Raw genomic sequence first — 22,165 nt, 5'->3', positions numbered from 1 at the left:
CAGGGGCGCGCGATATCACGGAACAGGACCGTTACGCTGCCGACATGGATGCAGCGCGGCGGTCGGTCGGAGTGCTCCTCGCGGGAGGCGTGGGGCAGCGGGTCGGACATGAGATACCCAAACAGCTCATCGAAGTAGCCGGGCGGACGATCCTGGAGCACTCCATCGCGGTGTTCGAGCAGGCGCCGGAGATCGACGAGATCGTGGTGCTGATGACGCCCGGCTTCACCGACCGGGTGAAGGAGATCGTGGCGAACGGCGGCCACCGCAAGGTCACCCGGATCGTGGAGGGCGGCCGCAGCCGTACGGAGAGCACGTGGCGGGCGTTGCGGGCGCTGGGCACGCAGGAGTGCGACGTGCTGCTGCACGACGCCGTACGGCCCCTTCTGGAGCCGCGGATCATCACCGAGTGCGTGGCGGCGCTGCGCACCCACCGGGCCGTCAACGTGGCGATCCCGAGCTCCGACACGGTCCTGGTGGCCGTGCCCGGCCCGGACGGCGAGGTGATCGGCGAGGTCCTCGACCGCTCGCGGCTGCGCCGCAGCCAGACGCCGCAGTGCTTCCGGCTCTCGGTGATCCGCGAGGCGTACGAGCGGGCCATGGCCGACCCGGGCTTCGCCGAGCGCCCGGCCACCGACGACTGCGGCGTGGTGCTGCGCTACCTGCCCGAGGTGCCCATCCACCTGGTCCCCGGCAGCGAGCGCAACATCAAGGTCACCCATCCGGACGACCTGCGGATCGCCGAGCAGCTCTTCGCGATCAGGGGGTCCATCTCCTGACGTGTCCGGGCATGTCGTAGACGTTCGCGTGGAAGGCCCTTGACCTGCGGGTTGTTACCGTGCGGTCGCATGAGAAGACTGCTGGCGATCGGCGCGCTGCTCGGCTGCTACCCCGTCCTGCTGGCCTCGGCGCTGTGGCCGGCGCCGCTGCTGTTCGGGCTGGTCGCCGTGGTCTCCTACGCCGTCGAGTTCGCCGCGGCACGCCTGGCCGGCGGGCTGACCGAGCTGCTCAGCCGGATGCACCTGGGGACCACGCTGCGGTTCGCGGCCAGGGAGACGGCCGCGCTGCTGCTGGTGGCACGGGTGTCGGGGGCCGCCTCGCCGTGGTTCGTGGCGCTCGCCGCCGGGCTGTTCGCGCTGCACGGCGCGCGGGCCGCCCACTCGGGGCTGGCCATCCGCCTGCGGCAGACGCTCAGCAGCATGCCGGTGACCACCCGCAACCTCGACGTGTCCGCGCTGCGCATCCCCAAGATGCCGCCCCCGTTCCTGGGCGCCCACCGCGGCCTGCGCTTCCTCGGGCTCGACGCCCTGCCGGTGCTCGGCGCGACCTTCGGCGCGGCGGCCGGGGCGGCCGGCGCGGGCGTGGCGCTGCTGCTCGGCGTGGCGGGCGTGCTCGCGCTCCTGCCGTACGTGCGCCGCACCCGGCCGCTCGGCGACCGGGCGAGGGTGCTGGAGGTCGTGGGCGAGCAGGTCAGGGCCTACGACCCGGAGGTCATCCTGTACTTCTCCGGCGCGACGGCCGCCGCCTACCAGGCCAGGATGTGGCTGCCCACCCTCGAACGCATCAACCGGCGGGCGATCGTCGTGCTGCGCGAGCGCGGCATGGCCAGGCACCTGGAGTCGACCACGCTGCCGATGGTCTGCATCCCGTCCTCGGCCGACCTGATGAGCTTCCGCGCCCTGTTCAGCGCCAAGCTCTGCCTGTACGTCTCCAACGTCGGCCGCAACGTCCACATGCTGCGCATCCCGACGCTGCGCAGCGTGTTCCTCAACCACGGCGACAGCGACAAGGAGGCCTCGTTCAACCCGTTCTCCCGGGTGTACGACGAGGTGTGGGTGGCCGGGCCGGCCGGTCGCGACCGCTACCGGCGCGCCCGCGTGGGCGTCCGGGACGAGAGCATCCACGAGGTCGGCCGGCCGCAGCTCGAAGGCATCTCGACCGAGGGGCCGGGGCTGCCGTACCGGACCGTCCTGTACGCCCCCACCTGGGAGGGCTGGAACGACGACCTGTTCCACACGTCACTGATCACCATGGGCCCGCGCATCGTGCGCGCCCTGCTGGACCACGACCCGCAGCTGCGGATCATCTACAAGCCGCACCCGCTGACCGGCCACCGCGACAAGAGCGCCGCGCGGGCGCACCGCAGGATCGTGTCGATGATCGAGGCGGCCGAGCTGGCCAGGTCGAAGGCCAGGCATCCGTCGAGTCCCGGCGGGGCGCCGGAGATCAGGCACCTGATCGTCACCGGCGACAGCCCGCACCTGTACGACTGCTTCAACGAGTGCGACCTGCTGATCAGCGACATCTCCAGCGTCGTGGCCGACTTCCTGGCCAGCGAGAAGCCGTACGCCGTGACGAACGTCGCGGGGCTGCCCGAGCGCGCCTTCCACGAGCGCTACCCGAGCACCGAGGCGGGGGTGCTCCTGGGCGAGGACCTCGCGGCCCTCGCCGGTTTCCTGGACGGTGAGGACACCCTGGCCCGAGCCAGGATCAAGCTCAGGAGCTACCTGCTCGGGCCGGAGTACCCGGACGCGCTGACCCGCTTCGACGCGGCCGTCGAGCGGGTCTTCTCGGGCTCGTGATCAGCGTGGCGGCCTGGACAACCTCCGCGGGCTGGTGAGGAAGCCCCATCCCCACGAGACGTGCATGGCGGCGTACACGAGGGGCAGCCGCAGCTTGACCGCGCCCGGCAGCCCGCTGCCGGTGACCGCCGAGCCGGCCACGATGGCCAGCACGTAGCCCCCGGGGACGACGAGCGTCAGCGGGAAGAACGGCGAGAGCACCAGCCCCAGCGCCATGGCCAGCACCGCGGCGGGCGGCGCCAGGTAACGCAGGTTGATCGTGCCCTCGTGGGTGCGCGCGACCACGCGCCGCCAGCGGCCGTAGTGGAAGTACTGCTTGGCCAGCGCCTTGACGTTGGGCCGCGGACGGTAGGTGACCCGCATGCGCGGCTGGAACCAGACCAGCCCGCCGGTCTGGCGGATGCGGTGGTTCATCTCCCAGTCCTGGGCCCGCTGGAAGTGCTCGTCGTAGCCGCCGACCCGGTCGAGCGCCGAGCGGCGGAACACGCCGAGGTAGACGGTGTCGGCCGGGCCCGCGGTGCCGCCCACGTGGAAGGCCGCGGCGCCGACGCCGATCTTGGAGGTCATGGCGCAGGCCACGGCCTGCTCGAACGGTGTGACGCCCTCGGCCGCCATGACGCCGCCCACGTTGTCGGCGCCGGTCTCGGCCAGCGTCTCGACGGCGACGCGCAGGTAGTCGGAGGGCAGCATGGCGTGCCCGTCGACCCTGGCGATGATGCCGTTGCGTGCGGCGGCGATGGCGGCGTTGAGCGCGTTGGGCGTGCGACCGGTCGGGTTGGGCACCACGGTCACCCGGCGGTCGGCCGCCGCGATGGCGTCGGCGACCTCCTGGGTGCGGTCTTGGGACGGACCCACGGCGAGGACGACCTCGATCTCACCGGGGTAGCTCTGGGCGAGGACCTGGTCGACGGCCTCGCGAAGGTGCCGCTCCTCGTTGAGGACCGGCATGACGACGGAGATGGGGGGCCAGCCGCGCGTCTCCGCGGGCGCGTGCGGCGAGTCGGGGAACTGCTTCATGGCGGGGCTCACGCTACTGTACGACCAGGGGAGAAGGGCAATCGAAAGCCCCGGTGTCCCCGGCGGATCCGAGGAGGAGGGCATGCGCGAAGCGGGCGAGGAGGACGGCGGCGTGCTGGTGGGCGGCGACGCCTACGGCGGCGTCAGGCTCACTCCTGCCACCCGTCCACGCAGGCCCGTGCGGAGTGCCAAGGCCCGCCGCCGCAACGTGATCGTCGCCGGCCTGCTGTCCACGGGCATCCTGGTCACCACCGGCGTGGTGTGGGCGACCCCGCGCCAGATCGGCACGGTCGACGCGGGCGTGACCGCCCCCAAGTCCCAGGGGGCCGAGAACATCCTGCTGGTCGGCGTCGACAAGCGCGACGACCTGACCCGGCAGCAGCAGAACCAGCTCAAGCTGGGCCGCGAGTCCGGCCAGCGCACCGACACGATGATGGTCATCCACCTGTCGGAGGACCACCAGCGCGTCACCGTGGTGAGCCTGCCGCGCGACACCTGGACGACGATCCCCGGCAAGGGCGACCACAAGATCAACTCGGCCTACCAGTTCGGCGGGCCGAAGCTCACCATGCAGACCGTCAAGGCCGCCACCGGGCTGGAGATCAACCGCTACATCGAGGTGAACATCCTCGGGTTCATCGACGTGGTCGACTCGCTCGGCGGCGTCACCGTCTGCACGCCCATCCCGATCAACGACCCCAAGACGGGTCTCAACCTGCTCGCCGGCACCCACCAGCTCCAGGGCGCCCAGGCGCTCGGCTACGCCCGCACCCGCGCCACCGCCCGCTCCGACCTCGACCGCATCGACCGGCAGCAGCAGGTCATCTCCGCGCTGCTCAACCGGGCGCTGAGCGCCGACACGCTGGCCAACCCGGCCAAGCTCGCCGCGTTCGTCAACTCCACGCTGAGCACGGTGAAGGTCGACCCCGACGACGGGCTGATCGGGCTGGCCACCCAGCTGCGCGACGTGTCGCTGGAGGACGTCCGCTTCGCCGACGTGCCGCTCGCGAACGTCGACTTCAAGGCCCCGACCGGCGAGTCGGCGGTGTTGTGGGACCGTCCGGCGGCCCGCGACATGTTCCGCCGCATCGACGCCGACCAGGACCTCGCCAAGCCCGTGCCGACCAAGACGGCCACGCCGTCGCCGGCCAAGACCGTGGTCCCGCCGGAGAGCGTCACGGTCAAGGTCATGAACGGCACGCTCATCACGGGGCTGGGGGCGCGCACCAAGTCGGCGCTGGTGGCCTCCGGGTTCAAGGTGCCCGGCGAGCCGGGCAACACCGGCAAGAAGGACCACAAGCAGACCCTCGTGCGTTACGCCGCGGGCCAGGAGGCGGCCGCCCGCCTGGTGGCGTCCGTCATCCCGGGCGCGGAGCTGAAGCAGGCCGACGTCGAGGGCGTCGAGGTGATCGCCGGCAGCGACCAGCCGAAGATCAAGAAGCTCAAGCAGCCCGACACCCCGGCGAGCAAGCCGAGCTCCACGCCGACCACCAAGACCGCCATGGAGAACATCTGCAAGAAATAGGCATAACCAGGTAAAGCCAGGGCACGTGATTGGCATGGTGGTCAAGTCTTGGCGGGAGGACCCCTGTACCGTCCTGCACGTCGTCGGTGATCTCGACGTGGCGGGCGCTCCTCGGCTTCGCGCCGAGCTCGATCAGGCGCTGGCGGCGGCTGATCCGCTCAACCTGGTGATGGACCTGACCGAGGTGCCCTTCTGCGACTCGGTGGGCCTCGGCGTCCTGGTGGCGACGCTCAGTCACGTCCAGGACATGAGAGGACGCATGATCCTCGTCCTCGGGCCCGGCATGATCCGTCACCTGCTCACGATCACCAATCTCGACCGGCACTTCGAGACCAGCGCCTCGCTCGGCGAGGCCCGTGCCGCCCTCGACCCGGCCGCCTGACCGCGTCCGGCCCGGATCACGGACGTGAGCACATCTCCCCGGAGCCAATGGCTCGTAGGCTCGCGGGAAGATCCCTCTCGCGTCCGGAGGCCCGCACGTTGTTCGATGAGTTCCCCGAGCCTGCCTGCTCCCAGCTCGCCGCCGCCTTCGCCTTCGCCGAGGGCAGGACCAAGCCGGAGTGGTGTTTCCCGGAGGGGCGGGCGCGCCTGGCGTTCTGGGCCCCCCGGATCCGGGCCGGGCTGACCTACCGGCCGGCCCGCGACCTGCGCCCCGACGAGGTGCTCGCCCTGCTCATGGGCATCTCCGAGGGCTCGCTCGACCACGACACGCAGGTCGAGCCGGCCTCCGCGGGCGCCGCGCAGGAGGCCCGCTGGATGGACGACGACCTGGTCGACCGCAAGGCCAAGCCCGACTGGTTCGTCGTCGGCCGCCTCGGCGGCTCGCCCGTCGGCCTGGTCGCGCCCGACGACCACCGCATCGCCTACATCGCGCGTGGCGCCCGAGCACCGCGGCCGCGGCTACGTCGACGACCTGCTCGCGCACGGCACGCGCGCGCCGGCCGAGGCCGGCGTGCGGCGCATCGCCGCCAGGACCCCGCGAACGCCTTCCTGCGTGCCGGATACTCGGAAGTCGGCCGGCTGTTCCGCTACTACTGGAGGGCTTCGTGAGACTTGGTGTGATGTTCGACCGGGATCTGCCGCCCGAGGAGCTGATCCCGTTCGCCCGGGCGCTCGACGAGACCACCGTCGACGACCTGTGGGTGGTGGAGGACCTGGGCTGGACCGGCGGCGTCTCGGCGGCGGCCACCGCGCTGGCCGTGACGTCCCGGCTGCGCGTCGGCATCGGCATCACCCCCGCGCCGCTGCGCAACCCGATGCTGCTGGCGATGGAGATCGGCAACCTGGCCCGGATGCATCCCGGCCGGCTGGCCGCGGGCATCGGGCACGGCGTGCAGGAATGGATGCGCCAGGTCGGCGCGGCCGTGCCGTCGCCGCTCGCCCTGCTGGAGGAGACGATCACGGCCGTACGCGCCCTGCTGCGCGGCGAGACGGTCACCATGCACGGCAAGGCGGTGCACCTCGACGGCGTGTCGCTGGTGCATCCGCCGGCCGTGCCGCCGCCCGTCCTGGCGGGCGTGAAGGGGCCGCGCTCGCTGGCGCTGTCGGGACGCGTCGCGCAGGGCACGATCGTGCCGGAGGGCGTCGGCCCGGCACAGCTGCCCGGCATCGTCGAGCGGATCGCCGGGGGCGACGACCACGAGCTGGGCGTGTTCACCTTCCTGCACATCGGCGAGGAGGCGGACCGGCTCGCCCATCCGGTGGTCCGGGACCAGGCGGCCTACCTGGGCGTGTCGCCGCACGACGTCGTCATGGCGGCCGGGACCCCTGAGCAGGCGGCGGAGCAGGTCAGGAGCATGTGGGCGGCGGGTGCGGGGACGGTGGTCGTCCGGCCGCTGGGGCGCGATCCCCTGCCGCACGTGCACGCCCTGCTGTCGGCGCTGTAGCCCCACCGGCGTCGGGGCTGGGATTCCCTCGATGCCTTGGCGTCGGGGCCGTGGTTCCTATGGCCGAATGGCGGAGGGGCATCGGTCGAACGGCCGATGGGCCTCCGCCGCCGCTTCGCCACGATCGTTTGCATGAGGCTTTTGCTGGTAATCGTGGCAATCCTGGCGGTCACCGGGTGCAGCGTGCGCTTCGACAGCGATGAGGTGCCCGCCGTCCGGACGTTCCCGTTCACGGGGGCCGAACTGAAGATCTCGTCGTCGCTGGGCGGGGTGCGGGTGCTGCCCGCCACCAGCCCGGCCGTCGAGGTGCGGCGCTGGACGCGTGGCAAGGCGTCCACCAGCCCCTCCTGGTCGCTGCGCGACGGCGTGCTGCGGCTCAGCGCCGACTGCACGCTCATCGTCGGCGACTGCGGCGCGCGCTACCACGTGAGGGTCCCGGCCGGGGTGCGGCTGACGATCGACTCCCCCGACGGCGTCATCCTGAACGGCCTCACCCAGGACGTCGACGTCTCCAGCGGCGACCGCATCGAGGTCAAGGACACTTCGGGCAAGCTGCGTCTGATGACCGACTCCGGCACGATCGAGGGCGACGGGCTGCGATCGTCCAGCGTGCGCGGACGCACCCTGGACGGCTCGATCTCCCTGGCCTTCGCCGCGCCGCCCGCGGACCTGGATGTGAAGTCGCGCGAGGGCGGCGTGACCGTCCGGGTGCCGAAGGACTCCTACCAGGTGAAGGTCGAGAGCCAGGACGGCTCCGAGCACTCCGACATCAAGAGCACGAAGTCCAGCTCCAGGACCATCCTCGCCCGCAGCACGTACGGGAACGTACGCGTCCTGACCCGCTGACCCCTCCGGCCGCGCTGGCGTCTCCTCCAGCCTGTGGGCGCGCGCTGGTGTCGGGCGGCGTCAGCCGACCTCCGGCCTGTAGGGGCTTTGGGGGCGTCAGCCGACCTCCGCCTCCTGCCGCGCCTCCACCGTCCGCACGGACGTCTCCGCCTGCCGCACGGCCTTCCAGAAGTACGTCGAGCTGGGCTTGCCCGCCTCGGCGTACTTCTCGGCCAGCGCCCTGGCCATCACCACCAGCCGGCGTCCGCGGAGCTGGAAGCCCGCCGCCTCCGGCACCGCGCCGAGCGCCCGGTGGTTCCAGTACGTGGCCAGCCGCCGCCAGTGCTCGGCCTCCTTCCCATCCGCGCCGCACGCCTCGCAGGCCAGCAGGACCGCCAGCTCGTGGGCGGCCCTGGCGTCACCCCTCTCCGCCGACCGCAGCCGGAACATGCCCAGACGTCCCCAATGCAGCGGCACCCGCAGCTCCGTGGGCGAGGGCTGCCAGGACGACTGCTCGCCGGGCGCGGGCTCCAGGACGTCCCCGCCGGTCCGGGCGGCGGCCGGCGACCCGTTCCGGCGTCGCGCGGCCTCCCCCGCCTCCGCCTTGGCGGCCTGCCACAGGGCGCTGAACTCGGCGGTCAGCTCCGCCACGGACTCGATGGGCATGCCGGACTTCACCGCGATCACCTGACACACCTCGACGATGGTCCGCATCAGCAGGAAATCCGGCACTTTCTGCGACCTGCCGTTCAGCAGGTCGGACACGGTCGACTTCGGCAACGGCCGGCGCCATCTGTTTCGTTCGGGCTCTTCGGCCAAAAGGGCGAGCGCGACTTTCTCAATCCGTTTCAGCGACGGGTTTCCGCATTCGATTTCACGCAATCTGTTCAGACGTGTCACGAGCACAGCAAGGTGATCTTCACCTTGACCGACATCCTTCATGAGCCGCCCCGGTTCGGACACCGTTGTCCGGTTTAAGAGTGGAAGTGGCATTTCGAGAAGGCGGGCAGGCGCCACCCCCTCGTTGCGTTGAGATAAGCAGCCATAGTGCCATAAGTCGGTCTTGTCGGGGTGCCAGGCGCATCACACACATCCGTCCCTTCAGCCCTACTCGGCCGAATCCATCCGATGTCGTCCGAATACGTCCGAGGCAAGCGCGATCACGGCCGGAACGATCAATTGCGCGGACGCGCCCCCGAGTCCCGCTGGTACTCCTACGTCAACAACAAGCCCGTACGGCAAGGGGACACGAATGAGCAAGACAACCCTCATCTGGTCGGCGGTCAGCGGCGCCCTGCTCGCGCTGCTCGTCGGTGTCGTCGCCGGCCTGCTCGCCACCGGGAACGGCAGCACGGTCGCGGGCGCCATCATGGCGGGCGCGACGGCCTCCGGCGGCTTCGCGGCACTCTGGATCACCGGCACCTCGGCCGTGCACACCTGGCTGAACTCCCAGAAACCCGAGACTCCGTCACAGGACACCAGCGGCTGACCCCGCCCCACCCGTCCCGCACCCCCTCGGCACGTCCGGCAACCGCACCCCCTCACGCCCCGGCACGTCCCACAACCGCACACCCCCGCGCTCGGGCACGTCCCGCAACGCACACCCCCGCACCCTCACCCGCACCCGCACCCGCACGGACGGCGAACGCACCGAGGACCGGTCGGAGACCCCGCACCGGTCCCACACTTCCCCCCTGACCGCACCTTCCCGGACCGCGCCTCCCAGGCCCGCACCTCCCCCGCCCCCGTTCCGGTCCTGCCCGTTCCGGTCCTGCCCGTTCCGGTCCTGGTCGCGGGCGGCGGCGGGTTACGCTGGCGACCGTCCCGCACCCACTTGTCGCGAAGGCAGCACCCGGAGGCGCCCATGGCGATGCCCAGGAAGGGCTCGCGGCTCATCACGGTCGACGGCACCGCCTTCCGCTGGCGGGTCAGCCACAGACCCGCCTTCGGCGACGGCAGTTCCGCGGCCCCGCTCACCTTCGTCGTCGAACGCGACGAGGATCCCGGCCGCGTCCTGCTCGTGTCACTCCCCTGCGCCCGTCCGGACAACTGGCGGGGAGCCCGGACGATCGCGATCCGCCCGCCGCTCGTCGCCGCATGCGTCCGCCGCGCCCTCGAACAGGGCTGGACCCCCGCCCGACCGGGCCCCCGTTTCACCCTCGCCATCACCGAGGACGAACTGACCGAACTCCTGGGCGGCCCGCCCGCCTACCTGGTCCCCTTCCTCTGGGGCATGATCCCGGAAGGCGGCACCATCAGGGACCTCCCCCGTGCCAGGCAAATCTGGAGCCGCGAAAGCGCCGGCACCGATCGCACGCCGTAACCCGGCCCCCTCCGGCGGGGAATCCCGTTGCCCGGCCCCACCGTCGGCGGGCAAGGTCGGAACATGGTCGAACTACGCATCCTGGAGCCCGACGACTGGCCGCTCTGGCGCGAACTACGGCTGGCCGCGCTCGCCGACGCCGGCCCCGCCTTCGGTTCCACGCTGGCCGACTGGCAGGGCGACGGCGACCGCGAGGAACGCTGGCGGGCCCGCCTGACGATGCGCGGCTCGCACAACGTCGTCGCCTTCCTCGACGGACGCCCGGCCGGGATGGGCGGCGGCGTCCCGATCGAGACGGCGGACAGCGTCGAGCTGGTGTCCATGTGGGTGAGCCCGTCCGCCCGCGGCCGGGGAGTCGGGGACCACCTGATCCGCGAGATCGAAAGATGGGCCACGTGGCGAGGGGCCAAGACGCTGCGGCTTTCCGTCAAACCCGGAAACGCACCGGCCATCGCGCTTTACACGCGTCACGATTTCCGGGACTCTGGCTTCCAGGATTCCGAAGAATTCTCTGCCTTGGCCCCGCACGGCTCCCGGGTGATGACGAAACTCCTCCCCGCCCTTCACAATCCTCGATGACGAGCTATGCGCGGCAGCCTCCGCACCAATTCAGTGGGGTCATCGAAATCCCATTGCTCGCCGTCCGGGACGCCGCCGAGCGCCGGAATCAAAGGGAAGCCGCCGAAAACGCCTCTGAGCCGGTGATTCTCCCGTGGACGTCGTGCGCGACAGAGGCCAGCAGCTCGAAATCCGGTCCCAGCTCATCAAGACGACGCTGCATGCCCCGCTAGCCTTCTTCGAGCCGAAGAAATCCTTCTTGAAATCCAGGTAACGCAACACCTGAGGCAGTTCGATCAGCACGTCGGACAGTCAGCGACCCTCTCGAACGTTTTTCGTCTCCACCCTCTAGTGAGCCGCCCCGCCCTGCTCCCGGCGTACCATCTCCGCGATCCACACCGGCGCGAACGGCGACGTGCACCCCGGGGACGTCGGATAGTCCTTGAGCACCTCCAGCCGCTCACCGATGCCGATCGCACGGGCGCGGTGCTCGGCGTGCTCGATCCCGATGTGAGCCAGGCAGTTGTTCATCTCCCACTGCAGACGGTCAGGGGCGTCCTTCATCTCCGCCTCGATGACGTCGAGCAGCCCCACCAGGTCGAGCCCCTCAGGCTTCTTCGCCACGCGCTCGACGGTCAACGCCCACCCGGCGCTCGCGACCAGCGGATCGGGATCGGCCGACCAGGCCACCCGCAGCTCTTCGGCGTACCGACTCTTCTTCACCACGTAGTTCACGAGCCAGTCGCGCACCTTGGGCGTACGTGCCTGGCGCACCATCGTGTCCAGCTCGTCCCGTTCGTACGCCTTCGGACGGCAGACCAGCGTCGCCAGCAACCTCGCCGCGGTGTCACCCGTCTCCCAGAGCCCGCGCGCGAGTTCCTGCTGCGTCTTCAGCCGCTTGGCGAGGGCGCGCAGCTTGCCGAGGTTCACGCCGTGATCGTCGCCGTGTCTCTCGTTCACCTCGCGCGCCTTGGGATCCTCCAGCGCGGCCAGCTCGGCCATCACCTCGGTCAACGTCACCCCGGCCACCTCCTCAGAAGCAGCTCCAGCCTAAACGCGTTGTGACGTACCTTGGTGTGTCTCCGTGACCGGACGGACAGAGGCTGCATGGAACAGGACCAGGCTTCGAGGTGGGACGGCGTCACTCTGCGCTCGACCTACAAGGACCATCTGCTCGAAGAACGCGACGAACTGGCCGACGCCGCACGTGACGGCGCCTGGTCCACAGTCTTCGAGCTGGTCGAAGAGCATCCCGAGTGGATCAACGGCGGCAGAGTCGGCGGCACCAGCGGATACGCCCCACTCCACCAGGCCGCCTGGCACGGCGCCGACGTCAGCGTCGTGCACCGGCTGATCGCCCGCGCTGCCTGGCGCACGCTCCGTACCGCTCAAGGAGAACGGGCGATCGACATCGCCACCCGCCGGGGACACCACGCCCTCCTGGCGCCCCTCACCCCGGTCACCCACCACCACCTGCCGGCCGGAACTTTGAGGTCGATCCAGCACCACTTCCACGCGCTGATCCACAAACGCGCCGACGACCTGGTCACCGAGCACCAGCTACGCCTCCCCGACCTGGAACCTCTGACCGAGCAACGTCACCCGGCCTGCTGGTTCGCCGTCCCCGGCATGTACGGCGGCTTCAGCTACCGGCTGGAGCGAACCCGGCTGACCGTGGAAAGCTGGTGCCGCGTCGTCGGCGGATCGGGCCAACGCCACATCATCGACGAGCACGGCACCCGCCTCGTCGCCGAAGGCTTCGTCTGACCAACCCGAAATCGCCACAGCTCACGCCGACCCCGAAAAAGAGACTCCTCAGTCATCGAAGCCGGCGATCCACTCACCGATGAACTTCGACGCCTCCTCGGCTGTGACGACATCACCCCTGAAGGCGGCCCCGAGGCTGTCGACAAGCAATTCCGGCGATACAGGTTCCCCGGCGACGACCAGATAGCACGAAAGGCCCTCACTCATTTGACGTGACATCGAGGAGACGAACGCATCGCGACGGTACCTGTTGCACAGCAACAGCAGATTCCGCCGCTCCAGCTCCGTTCTCAGCTGCCGCAAGGCGTCTTCGAAGTCGACCGACGAGAGAACCCTGATCGGCGAAACGCCTGCGCGATCCAGCCGCAGCTCGTACGTCTCACCATCGGTCCACGTCATCATCTGGCAGCGCGAAAGAGATTCGTCCACCAGGTCGACCAGTTCGAGCTCGTGCATGCTCACCTCGGCACGTTCGAAACAGAGTCGTCCGGCGATCCCCACGGCCTCCCCCGCGAAAACCCGGGACCGCCTCCGCGGTCTCGGGTTCTGCAGGCCGGATGCCTACTTGAGGAGCTGGCGGGCCATCACCATTCTCTGGATCTGGTTGGTGCCCTCGTAGATCTGGGTGATCTCCGGTCCGCGATGCAGTCACCTGCGGATACAGCCCGATCATGTGGATGGCCAGCGGTTATGCTTGCCGCCGTCTCGCATCACTTCTCGTCGATTCCGGCGCTCCCACGGAACAGCGACGGAACACGATCAGATCCCGGACACTGGTGTGGGTGACACCAAAGCGAGCAACGTCATGACCTACCACCGCAAGCTTCACCGGAGACAGCATCAGCCTGTCCCGCCTACCGCATGCCAAGGACATCGATGCCCGCCTGCTCGACCGCATCCCTGACAGGACGAGGAACCAGATCTTCAGCTTCATGATCACGGACCTTGATGGGGCCAATGGGCAATCGGAAGTGCCGAGGGCCTCTGGGATCTCGCGGATCGAGCGAACATGACCGACTGGTTCCTCACCACCGCGAACGTCGCCATCATCACCAGCTGGGCGACTCCTGGCGCACCGTCGACGTGGCACTCGAACTCTGGGACAGTCGGCCACCCGCCGACGACATCCAAGGGGGGCTCGAACCGAGACGGCACAGTTCTACTCCAGCTCCGGCAAGCTCCGAGTCGTGGGAACCGTAGGCGACTCGTCCGGCAACGTCGTCGGCAGAACGAATCAGGCTAATCTGTGTCGGCGCTCGTTTGTGCCTCCAAATCTTCCATTCGTGCGCGGCGCTCATAAGTATCGGCAACGCCGCGCAATACCCGTGCAGTCCTGGGCCAGCCACTGGCTATCCGGCGCGCGAGGTCTCGATAATTGTCGGCAAGGTCACGTTCTTGCCGACCCCCCTCGAACACGCCTCGCAAGGTCGCTCCACGGCCGTTCAGGATCCCGAGATATAGACCGAAATCGATTCCCGAGCTACCGATGCTTTCAATTACCTCTCTTACCTCTTCTGCGGGCCAGGAACCATCGGCATCCTCAGAGCTGACCGAGAGAATCTGGCCAATGATCTCATCACCAATATCTTCTCGGTCAATCCCGGCAAGCCTGAGACGCGCCCGCGTGACCCAGTCGCATAGGTGTTCGCCATCGATGGCTCCATTCTCCTGAGCGCCAGGCACCCGAGACCAGGAGCGCAGCACGTAATGCGCTAGAACTCCAGTAGCAATTTGATTCTCGTCAAGTTGCCGACGGTCCCCGTTCTTCTCCTTGTAGGCATAGGACACGACTTCGGCGAACAGGTCGGGATCACCACCGAGCACGGAGTAAAGCGCCTTATTTTCCCGCCTGTCGCCGGTTACCCGAGCAAACGCGAATTCATAGCGTGCGATGGTTTTTAGATCAGCGTCCTGAGCGGCCAAGTAATCGATCAAGCGTCCTACGCCATATTCTTGACGAGGAGAACGGGCATATGAGGTATCGCCAACCATTGCGCTATCCAATGCGTTGCGCACCATCGCCGCGGTGATGAAAGGGTGGTTTTCTGTTCGATGAATACCTAGCTGTAGCACCTCCAGGGCCGTCCACGGGCGACCATGCTTCACCAACTCCTCCATCGCCCGTTCGAGATCATCACCGCGCACCACAACCACTGACACTGACTCCCAGTAAGCCGTATATAGGGCGGGGTCCACGTTTGCGATGGCGTCCCACATATCACGATGGGGAAGCGCGTTTAGCACCAAGCACAACCGCCTCGTATGAGACGCCATTTCCGGACGCAGCAGGACGTCGTGCAGCCACACCGCGCCGTTTTCTAGCAGCTTACGCTGTGCCCAGCCCGCCGCGACGTCGCGCAGAGGCGGCTCTGGGGAATCCAGCCATTCAAGCAGAGGAGATGTCAGCTCCTCCGACGCGACCTCCCCCAGCGTCAATCCCAGCTGGTTCGGCACCGCGGCCATTCTGGCGAGCTGCTGGATGCCGTCGAGCGATGATTCTGCGAGGACATCGATTAGCGCATCTCGCCGCGCTGTGGCCAGTCCGTGGATGTATTGCTCGTAGTCGGCTGTCACGTCCAGACCGGGCAAGTCTGGCTGCCAGTCGAACAAATAGCCAAGCCGTTGAGGCGCCCCTGACGGCTCGAGTCGAATCACGAGGCCCCGCAGCCGCGTGAGTACTCGATCCTGCGCTTGTTCTGCCTCGCCGAAGCGCTCCCTGTTAGCGACCATCGCACGCAGCTTCTCCCAGAGCCGCGCCTGTTCGCTGATGGGCATACCGTGGTGGTCGGCCGTCCTCGATAGCGCGTCCAACAGACGTGACTGTTCTCCTGAAGGCAGCGAGCGGAGGTGTCCGAGTAGCTCAATCCATCGGCCGGCGTCAGTGCTTACATTCGCAAGGGCATGGGTCATTAAAGCGCTGACGTAGGAGATCAGTTCGGCGAGAGTCACCGTCTGGTCCTCCGGCTTCCAGTCACGGAATACCGGACTCTCCGGAGGAGTGAGGATCCGGTGGGGGTTTGGCAGTAGCGCCATGACGGTCCTCCATCCCACATCGGGCCGCCGTCGACATATCAGGGATACTGCCTGCAATTTGATCTCCGCTGGAGCGGCAGTATGGCGGATCCAACCCGCGAGGATGCTGGCGAGACTCTCCAAGGGGCGATTTGCGGTCCGGCCGCCAGGATCAATGGCGTCAAGACGTGCCAGCGCAAAGGCTCCGTCGATCAGGTGCTCGACATGCCAGCAGACAGTCTCCAGAGCCCAGAGCATGCCAGTGTGTGGGGATGTTGCGAATACTCCATCACTGTCCTGGAACAAGCCTCCCAGAGTTCGGTTCCGGTCGAGATCGTCATGGACTGCGGCGAGAAACGCGTCCGGTGCCCCCTCAGCGATAAGGGGCAAGATATCGCTAAGTAGGCCCCAGGTATTCGACGTTTCGTCTTCTGTTGCCGCGCGCAGGAGCAGCGTGGCAGTGCGAGTGGCGTGATCGGCACAGGTGTTGCCGTCAGGCATGTGCCGGTCTCCTTCGGCGCCCATTAGCGCCAGCCCTGATGCAATTCCCCGTCGCATCACACCTGAGCCGCTGCCACCGAGCAGAACGTCGATCACGATCTGCCGCCAGCGTTCCAGAACTGACAACGAAATGAGGGGCTGCAGAACCTGGAAAACCTGAAAGGCGGAGGCGGCATGCCACTGTGTGCCCGACTTGATGAAAGGTGGATCCTCAGTGTTCTGCCAGTGCAGGAGCACCACTTCGACCTCATCCCAGGAGCGTCCCGTCATCCGCTCGACCACAGACACATCTTCTGAAGGCGCAAGCCAAGAACCGACCAGCGCCAGTGAGGCCAGAATCGCATTGTCCACCGGTGTTCGTGCCCAGGCGGGTGTGGCGAAGGCTGGGTCCTGAGCCATCTCACGGACCAGCGAAGGCATGCTGCGGCGGGCCAAGGCGGAGAGGAAGTATGCACGATCCGCAGCGACACCCGACTCCTGGAGAGCGGTGGTGGCTTGGTGGCGCCCGACCGGTGGAAGGTCAATCGTCACAGCGTGATTCACAATATGGTCCCGCCCCGCGGGCACAACTACATGGTGTCCGTGTGCCTGCGCGCCAACGACGTCGGCTCCGTCGAACGCTGGGACTAGAATCGCTCGGCCGGTCTCGGCGATGACCCGGTCCCAGACATCGGCCGATGAGACGACCACGGCAATCGGCGCGTCTGGCATCCGGCATTCGATCACAGCCGCCAAGAACGCCACTGCCTCGTCTCGCCACGGTGCTTTGACCGCGATCACAGCCGGTTCGCTAATCAGAGTTCGCTCAAGCCGCGTCATCTCCCCTTCCCGACCGGCCAGGAGAAAAGCGCTGCTCAGGTTGGGGGACGTACGAGACCGAAACCGGTCCCACCAGCGATCCAGGCTTTCGGCGTCTCTTGGCCGGCGGCCCAGACGCTCGGAGATCCACACGTGGACTGAGGGCGTCGCCTGCATCCATCCTTCGAGAGCATCGGCGTCGAGCACATGAACGTTGCTGAAGAGCCCCTCATCTCGCCGAGCTTGAGCCCACTCGTCCGCCGCCGCCCATCGCCGGGGGGTGCAGAAAACGAAGACGAACTCCCCTAGTTTTTCATCGGTGTCGGCTTCATCCAGACGCTTCTGATAATCGTCGTCGGCCTTCCCCTTGGGGTCCTTACCAACCCCGAACTCGAAACACAGCTTTCCTGCCGGAAGGAAGGCCGTTCCTGCTGACTCCGCCAGCCCATCCCATCCTGACAAGGCGACTCCATCGCCTGCTCGTATCTGAACGTGAGTGACGCCAGGGGTAGCGGCGAGCAATCTTCGGACGAGTTCCGGAAACCGTTCTTGAGCATCCCTCGAAGCTGCCCACTGCGTGAGTTGCGTCGCGTCCACCAGCTCAGGTCCTGCCGCACGCCGCCCACGTTCAACGGATGCAACATGCGCGCCACGCTGCCGCCCGAGCCGATCGACCTCACTCGCTCTGAAGCGGTGAGCCCCTCCCGGGAGCCTAACCGACTGCAGGACGCCTTTGGCCGCCCAGTTCCGCACCGTGTTCTCGTGCACATGGAGCCGCTTCGCAGTTTCGCGTACGTTCAGTAGGGGGTCGTGCTCATCATCCACGGATGGACAGTACCTCGAGCGATTGTGAACCTTGTAGACAATGCGGGAAGACATCAAGCAGCTGTAGCCAACAAACTCGTTGACGATCGTACGACTACATCCACCCCGATTGTGAGGGTACGACCTCGTTGGTGTCTCGGGCCTCACACTGAGTCCGCATTGTCCGCGCGGCGCCGATCGCCCAGCCATCGCAGACAGCGGCACCACTAAGAGCGCCTACACAGAATGATCTTTGTTGTGCCTTGATCTCTCGCTGTAGTCGAGCGAGAGGCCAGTTACCTCGTTGAGGGTTCGCGAGCGTGGTCAAGCGGTAATGCGGGTCGACGACTCGTGATCGCGTAAGGAGACGTTGCTGTAGTCCGCTGCTGTACACAGCGTCCTGCTGGCGATCTGCCTGTCATAGTCCAACGTTCGCCGTCTCCTGCGGATTGGTTTGCTCACCCCGCTGCGAAGCATCAGACGATCGGCGCTGCAAGGCTATGTAGCCTGCTGGTATGAATCTTGTGCGGCGTGCCGTTGGCGCAGTCGTCGGCTCGGCTGTGGGCGACGCGCTGGGTGCTCCCTTCGAGTTCGGCCCGGCGGGCGCGTTCTCCTCCCGCTTTCCGGTGCCGGGTGCCGGCGGCGAGATGGTTGGAGGCGGCGGCTGGGACGCCGGCGAGGCCACCGACGATACGCAGATGGCCGTTCATGTAGCCGAGTCGTTGTTGGAACATGGCGGTTTGGACCTGCCGGATATCTTCGCCCGCTTCCAGCGATGGGCGGCCGATCAGCCGAAAGACATCGGACTGCAGACCGAAGACGTACTGACCCGCGGCCTGCCTTGGGATCAGGCCGCCGCCGCCCACTACCGGAGCAGCCACCGAGCTGCGGGTAACGGCGCGCTGATGCGCTCCACCCCGTCAGCGGTGTACTTCGCCCGCGACGGACGGCAAGCCACCATGGACGCCGCTCGGCACATCGCCGCCCTCACCCACGGCGACCCGGCGGCCTGGGAAGGTACCGCGATCTTTCACGACCTGATACGTGTCGCCCTGGGCGGCACGGACCCCTTGGGCCAGCTCTCCCGCACCCTTACCGCTGTCCACCCCGACCATCGTCAACGCTACGCCGCCATCCTCGCCCGCAGTTGGCATCCCGACCAGGCCACCGAATTCAACGGTGCCGTCTGGCCTTGTCTCGGCTCGGCCGTATGGGCACTGCGAACCACCCGAAGCTTTGAGGACGCCATCCGCGCCGCGATCGACCTGGGCGGCGACACCGACACCGTCGCCGCAGTCACCGGCGGATTGGCCGGGGCCGTGTACGGATCGGCAGCGATTCCAACCAAGTGGACCGAGGCCTTGCATGTTCCGCTACCCGGAAGCGGTGGCCGAACCCTCCACCTGCCCCACCTGATCCACCTCGCTCGTGCCCTCGTAGAGCGTCCGACTCCCGACTGACCTGGATCCTGGCTGGCAGAGCGCAACGACCGTCCTCTTCTCAGGCGGAGCAATCACCCTGCTCTGCTGATCAACAGCTTAGTGAGACACGAGTGGACGGTCGGATGGATATGGAGGTGTGTGAGGACGCTGCTGTCAGTGTTGCTGTCACTCTCAGCCATGGTTGCTCTGCGGCGCTAGCAGGGTGAAGGAGACCTCACGTCGATCCGATCACTTTGTACGGCTCGTGTTGAACGGCCAAGCGCGAAGCATCCCAAAGGACCCACGCAACGGCGCCATCGGGCCGCGACATAACCTCACATCCTCCACCTTCATCCCGCCACACATCAAGCCGTCTCGCTGTCAACCCTTTTCACAAGATCTTCTATACATCATGTATCAGAATCTCGCAGTCGTTCGCAATGCACGGCGCCAGTTCCGGCCATATATCCGCTAACCTCTCATCATGAAGTCCACTCACGCATAAGGAGGCGCTTGCAGGATTCCAGCAGGTGCCATTGTGGTTCACCCAGAGAACCACAAACACTGATCGCGACTTGTTTTGCTCTCTAGAGGCGGACTCGATATAGCCTAGCTCTCGCGAGACAACAAGACCCGAGGGGCCTTGCCAGGCCTTTTGCGCATCGCGCCAGCCCCTCCCACTAAGAGGCGCTTACTGATCTGATGAATGGAGAGCCAATAGTAATGTCGTTGGACCTAGTTCTCTCGCTACCAGCGTTAAAGCATGTGCCGCGCTATATTTGGACTGTCGTCATCGTCATCATCGTTCTGCTTGTTCTGGTGCAGCATGGCGCCAACATCACCTTCTCCATTGGTGACCACATTTAAGCAGGCCGAGTAGAGTATGGGGACGCGTGCTGGGGCCACCCAAGGTAACGGCCTCGGCCGTTGGCGACGCCCGGCGACTAAGTCACTCTACGCCTCGAAATGCTATCTCCGCCCCCGCCTGCGGCCGTAGCCCAAGCGGCTGATTCAGCCCAAACGAGGCTGTGTGACGCCGCATGGGACGACAATCGGGCTGCGTGAGGCAGCGTTGCTGTACTCCCTGCTTACAGTGCGGAGTACAGCAACCCGCATATCCGATGGCAAGCCGACCCGGAGCGTAGGGCCGCCAGGCCCGAGCACCGGTAGCGGCGCGGCAGCCTACCGTTCACCAGCAACCCCATCGCCCTTCACTAGCTGCAGGGATGGATCAGAATCACATGCCCGCAACGCTGCCAATAGTTCAAGTGGATCGCGGATGAGATGGGGATTTCGCTCAAGGAAAACAAGTTGCCGCTGTGACAGCGTTATGACAGCGAGAACGCCATCATCCTTGATCAGTACGATAGAGCCGATTTGAATAAAAGCGCGAGGCGTACCTTCCACAGACTCAATCAGCTTCGCGGCCGCCCCAGCCTGTACGTCATCCACTCGAGCTTGCGTCTCATGAAGGCTCTTCAACTCGATAGCACGCTGAAGTTTGAGTGCGACGTCTTGGCCTGCCTCCGTATTTGCGGCCTCCTTGGCTTTTGCCTTCAAAATCCGCAGCCAGGAGCCGAGGAGGGGAACTCCACGCTGAGTAATACGGCGACCGAAGGCGTCGACAACTCGTTCGACTGATTCTTCTATCTTGTTCGCATCGCGATGATCGCTGACATATATCACGACAATCGCATCAGGACTTGATTCGGCTTCAGCAAGTACAACTGTGGCGAGCTGCTCAGCGAACGCCCCCGCGGCTGCCTTGTTCTGCCGATCCCATTTTTCTACCAGGAGCAGGTCTCTCTCAATGTCCTGAGTTGCAGATACGAGAGACCGGGCCTGCTCCAACAGTGCGCCGAGCATGGCTACGCGCACCGTGAGGGCAATATCGAGCTTATTTCGAATTTCTTTGAGAGAATTCTTGGCGGCATCGGAGGAAATCTGCAGCTGCAGTTGCCCGAGACCTGAGATGCGGCTTGCGTCGTTGCCAGCCTGACTCCTTAGCCTGATATAGGCGTCCTGCTTATTTGAAGCTTCGACAATCAGGCGTTCCAGCTCGTCAGGATCGACTATCTCCAGCGCCATAGACGCTTGCAATAGCGATTCAAGCAAGCTAGCAGCAAGAATAACTGGCTCAGGATGCTCCGGCCTGTCCAACTCCACAAGATGAGCCAGTCGATTGACTCGGTCGGCAATCAAACTCAACCGAGACCACAGCGTTGACAGGCGAGCCTCCGAACTCGAAGGGACAAGAAAATGTCCGCTGAGGTCGCTATCCCCCTCTCGATGTGTCACATCACCACGTATATTAGCCAGATCGGCGATACAAGCCGCAGGCTCACCAAGCCAGGAGAAGATCTCATTTCGCCCCACCAGCCGGTGCACCCATGCAAGGGCTTCCGCGATATCTCTTGCAAGCTTAAAGTTGTGCTCAGCGGCCGCCAGATTGCGCCTGAACTCGCGATACAGGGAGCGGGCCCTCTCCAGCTCCGGGCCATCAAGGTCTGCGAATAGAGTCTCTTCCGCGCGTCGGTAATGCAAACGCGGTACCCTCACGCGCGATCCAGATTGTCTAGCTTCATGGTCGAGACTAGAACCGTCGACGTCGATGTCAGCGATTTCTGCGAGCTCTACTTTTGCCTCGGCGGCGCGCCTGTAATGGTCGAGTAGGGCGGCGCTTATGATCCGACTCTGGTCGATGAGGTAGGCCCGGTCTAGCACGGAAGGGACGAGAGTTGCCCACCGCTGCGCACTCGTAGAAACCGCGTTGAATGCTTCCTCTACGGTGTTTTGAAATGCCGTGGCTTGAGAGATCAGTACAGAGATTTGCTGAATATCCCGCGAGTAGTCGATAATGTCACCGACAGTCGACTCAACGATTTCTAGCGACGCTTCGCGAGATTTGTCCATCTCGCCTCTGTGCCGAGTGGGCTTGAGTCGCGTGATAGCTGCAAGAGCGTCTGCGAGGCGGTCGGATCCATCAGAGACGCTCTGGGCCTCTTCCCCCTCTTTAGAAGGCTCTATTTCAGCTTGGCGCAGAGCATCAGCTATGTGGCTAAGAAAGCTTGCATCATCGGCCAACTCGGCCAAGAGCCTCGGCTGTATCGATAGGACCGCCTTGATCTCGTTGATCGCCGTCCGGA

The 22,165-nt window shown here is 66.3% G+C and carries 18 protein-coding genes and 2 pseudogenes; 12 read left to right on the top strand and 8 right to left on the bottom strand.

Annotated features, from left to right (window positions below):
- Positions 1 to 44 precede the first annotated feature (44 nt).
- Together ACWEJ6_RS03030 and ACWEJ6_RS03025 are read left to right on the top strand one after the other, a co-directional pair.
- Entirely contained in the window at positions 45 to 779 is a 735-nt protein-coding gene (locus ACWEJ6_RS03030; RefSeq protein ID WP_387668867.1) for an IspD/TarI family cytidylyltransferase, read from the top strand.
- Between the two features lie 69 nt (positions 780 to 848).
- On the top strand, positions 849 to 2,582 hold the full coding sequence (locus tag ACWEJ6_RS03025; protein WP_452420838.1) for a CDP-glycerol glycerophosphotransferase family protein: 1,734 nt from the start codon (positions 849 to 851) through the stop codon (positions 2,580 to 2,582).
- On the opposite strand, the gene ACWEJ6_RS03020 is transcribed toward ACWEJ6_RS03025, so the two are convergent.
- Complete coding sequence (locus ACWEJ6_RS03020; RefSeq protein ID WP_452421302.1) at positions 2,583 to 3,599, bottom strand: glycosyltransferase family 2 protein; 1,017 nt, start codon at positions 3,597 to 3,599, stop codon at positions 2,583 to 2,585. It lies immediately after the preceding gene.
- Positions 3,600 to 3,681: 82 nt separating this feature from the next.
- Here ACWEJ6_RS03020 and ACWEJ6_RS03015 point away from each other — a divergent pair, with 82 nt between their 5' ends.
- The 5 genes from ACWEJ6_RS03015 to ACWEJ6_RS02995 all read left to right on the top strand — a co-directional run bounded on the left by ACWEJ6_RS03015 (position 3,682) and on the right by ACWEJ6_RS02995 (position 7,856).
- Positions 3,682 to 5,124 carry an LCP family protein gene (locus ACWEJ6_RS03015; protein WP_387668873.1) on the top strand — a complete coding sequence of 481 codons (1,443 nt, stop codon included), beginning with the start codon at positions 3,682 to 3,684 and terminating at the stop codon, positions 5,122 to 5,124.
- A gap of 34 nt (positions 5,125 to 5,158) precedes the next feature.
- Positions 5,159 to 5,506 carry an STAS domain-containing protein gene (locus ACWEJ6_RS03010; protein WP_352349177.1) on the top strand — a complete coding sequence of 116 codons (348 nt, stop codon included), beginning with the start codon at positions 5,159 to 5,161 and terminating at the stop codon, positions 5,504 to 5,506.
- 98 nt (positions 5,507 to 5,604) lie between these two features.
- A complete protein-coding gene (locus ACWEJ6_RS03005; protein ID WP_452420835.1) occupies positions 5,605 to 6,174 on the top strand; it encodes a hypothetical protein in 570 nt (189 codons plus the stop codon).
- Positions 6,171 to 7,010, top strand: coding sequence for an LLM class flavin-dependent oxidoreductase (locus tag ACWEJ6_RS03000; protein ID WP_452420833.1), 840 nt, complete (start codon positions 6,171 to 6,173; stop codon positions 7,008 to 7,010). The genes ACWEJ6_RS03005 and ACWEJ6_RS03000 overlap by 4 nt, the downstream gene beginning before the upstream one ends.
- 132 nt (positions 7,011 to 7,142) lie before the next feature.
- Positions 7,143 to 7,856 carry a DUF4097 family beta strand repeat-containing protein gene (locus tag ACWEJ6_RS02995; protein ID WP_452420831.1) on the top strand — a complete coding sequence of 238 codons (714 nt, stop codon included), beginning with the start codon at positions 7,143 to 7,145 and terminating at the stop codon, positions 7,854 to 7,856.
- Between the two features lie 96 nt (positions 7,857 to 7,952).
- On the opposite strand, the gene ACWEJ6_RS02990 is transcribed toward ACWEJ6_RS02995, so the two are convergent.
- Positions 7,953 to 8,600, bottom strand: coding sequence for a hypothetical protein (locus ACWEJ6_RS02990; protein WP_452420829.1), 648 nt, complete (start codon positions 8,598 to 8,600; stop codon positions 7,953 to 7,955).
- Between the two features lie 487 nt (positions 8,601 to 9,087).
- Here ACWEJ6_RS02990 and ACWEJ6_RS02985 point away from each other — a divergent pair, with 487 nt between their 5' ends.
- The 3 genes from ACWEJ6_RS02985 (at position 9,088) to ACWEJ6_RS02975 (ending at position 10,737) form a co-directional block, all read left to right on the top strand.
- Positions 9,088 to 9,324, top strand: coding sequence for a hypothetical protein (locus ACWEJ6_RS02985; RefSeq protein WP_358282576.1), 237 nt, complete (start codon positions 9,088 to 9,090; stop codon positions 9,322 to 9,324).
- Positions 9,325 to 9,699: 375 nt separating this feature from the next.
- Entirely contained in the window at positions 9,700 to 10,158 is a 459-nt protein-coding gene (locus ACWEJ6_RS02980) for a hypothetical protein (RefSeq protein ID WP_387668883.1), read from the top strand.
- 63 nt (positions 10,159 to 10,221) lie between these two features.
- A complete protein-coding gene (locus ACWEJ6_RS02975) occupies positions 10,222 to 10,737 on the top strand; it encodes an N-acetyltransferase family protein (RefSeq protein ID WP_452420827.1) in 516 nt (171 codons plus the stop codon).
- Positions 10,738 to 11,064: 327 nt separating this feature from the next.
- Here the strand turns inward: ACWEJ6_RS02975 and ACWEJ6_RS02970 are convergent, their stop codons facing one another.
- A complete protein-coding gene (locus ACWEJ6_RS02970; protein WP_387669269.1) occupies positions 11,065 to 11,718 on the bottom strand; it encodes a DNA alkylation repair protein in 654 nt (217 codons plus the stop codon).
- A 105-nt stretch (positions 11,719 to 11,823) separates the two neighbouring features.
- Between ACWEJ6_RS02970 and ACWEJ6_RS02965 the strand changes: the two genes are divergently transcribed.
- Entirely contained in the window at positions 11,824 to 12,483 is a 660-nt protein-coding gene (locus ACWEJ6_RS02965) for a hypothetical protein (protein ID WP_452420825.1), read from the top strand.
- Between the two features lie 48 nt (positions 12,484 to 12,531).
- Here ACWEJ6_RS02965 and ACWEJ6_RS02960 read toward each other — a convergent pair whose 3' ends face one another.
- From ACWEJ6_RS02960 to ACWEJ6_RS02945, 4 genes and pseudogenes are all read right to left on the bottom strand, one after another.
- Positions 12,532 to 12,945, bottom strand: a complete 414-nt coding sequence (locus ACWEJ6_RS02960; RefSeq protein ID WP_452420823.1) for a hypothetical protein — start codon at positions 12,943 to 12,945, stop codon at positions 12,532 to 12,534.
- A 99-nt stretch (positions 12,946 to 13,044) separates the two neighbouring features.
- A pseudogene (locus tag ACWEJ6_RS02955) lies at positions 13,045 to 13,125 on the bottom strand (hypothetical protein); the annotation flags it as partial.
- A gap of 597 nt (positions 13,126 to 13,722) precedes the next feature.
- Positions 13,723 to 17,256, bottom strand: a complete 3,534-nt coding sequence (locus ACWEJ6_RS02950) for a hypothetical protein (RefSeq protein ID WP_452421313.1) — start codon at positions 17,254 to 17,256, stop codon at positions 13,723 to 13,725.
- Positions 17,257 to 17,469: 213 nt separating this feature from the next.
- Positions 17,470 to 17,673 (bottom strand): annotated as a pseudogene (locus tag ACWEJ6_RS02945) (helix-turn-helix domain-containing protein); the annotation flags it as partial.
- A 440-nt stretch (positions 17,674 to 18,113) separates the two neighbouring features.
- Here ACWEJ6_RS02945 and ACWEJ6_RS02940 point away from each other — a divergent pair.
- Positions 18,114 to 19,058 (top strand): ADP-ribosylglycohydrolase family protein, encoded by a 945-nt coding sequence (locus tag ACWEJ6_RS02940; RefSeq protein ID WP_452420821.1) that lies wholly within the window; start codon positions 18,114 to 18,116, stop codon positions 19,056 to 19,058.
- Positions 19,059 to 20,201: 1,143 nt separating this feature from the next.
- Here ACWEJ6_RS02940 and ACWEJ6_RS02935 read toward each other — a convergent pair.
- Positions 20,202 to 22,112 carry a hypothetical protein gene (locus ACWEJ6_RS02935; RefSeq protein WP_452420819.1) on the bottom strand — a complete coding sequence of 637 codons (1,911 nt, stop codon included), beginning with the start codon at positions 22,110 to 22,112 and terminating at the stop codon, positions 20,202 to 20,204.
- Between the last annotated feature and the right edge of the window lie 53 nt (positions 22,113 to 22,165).

The sequence above is a fragment of the Nonomuraea sp. NPDC004702 genome (assembly GCF_053601695.1).
Note: the sequence above shows the minus strand (reverse complement) of the source record. Positions and strands in the feature narration are given on the sequence as shown.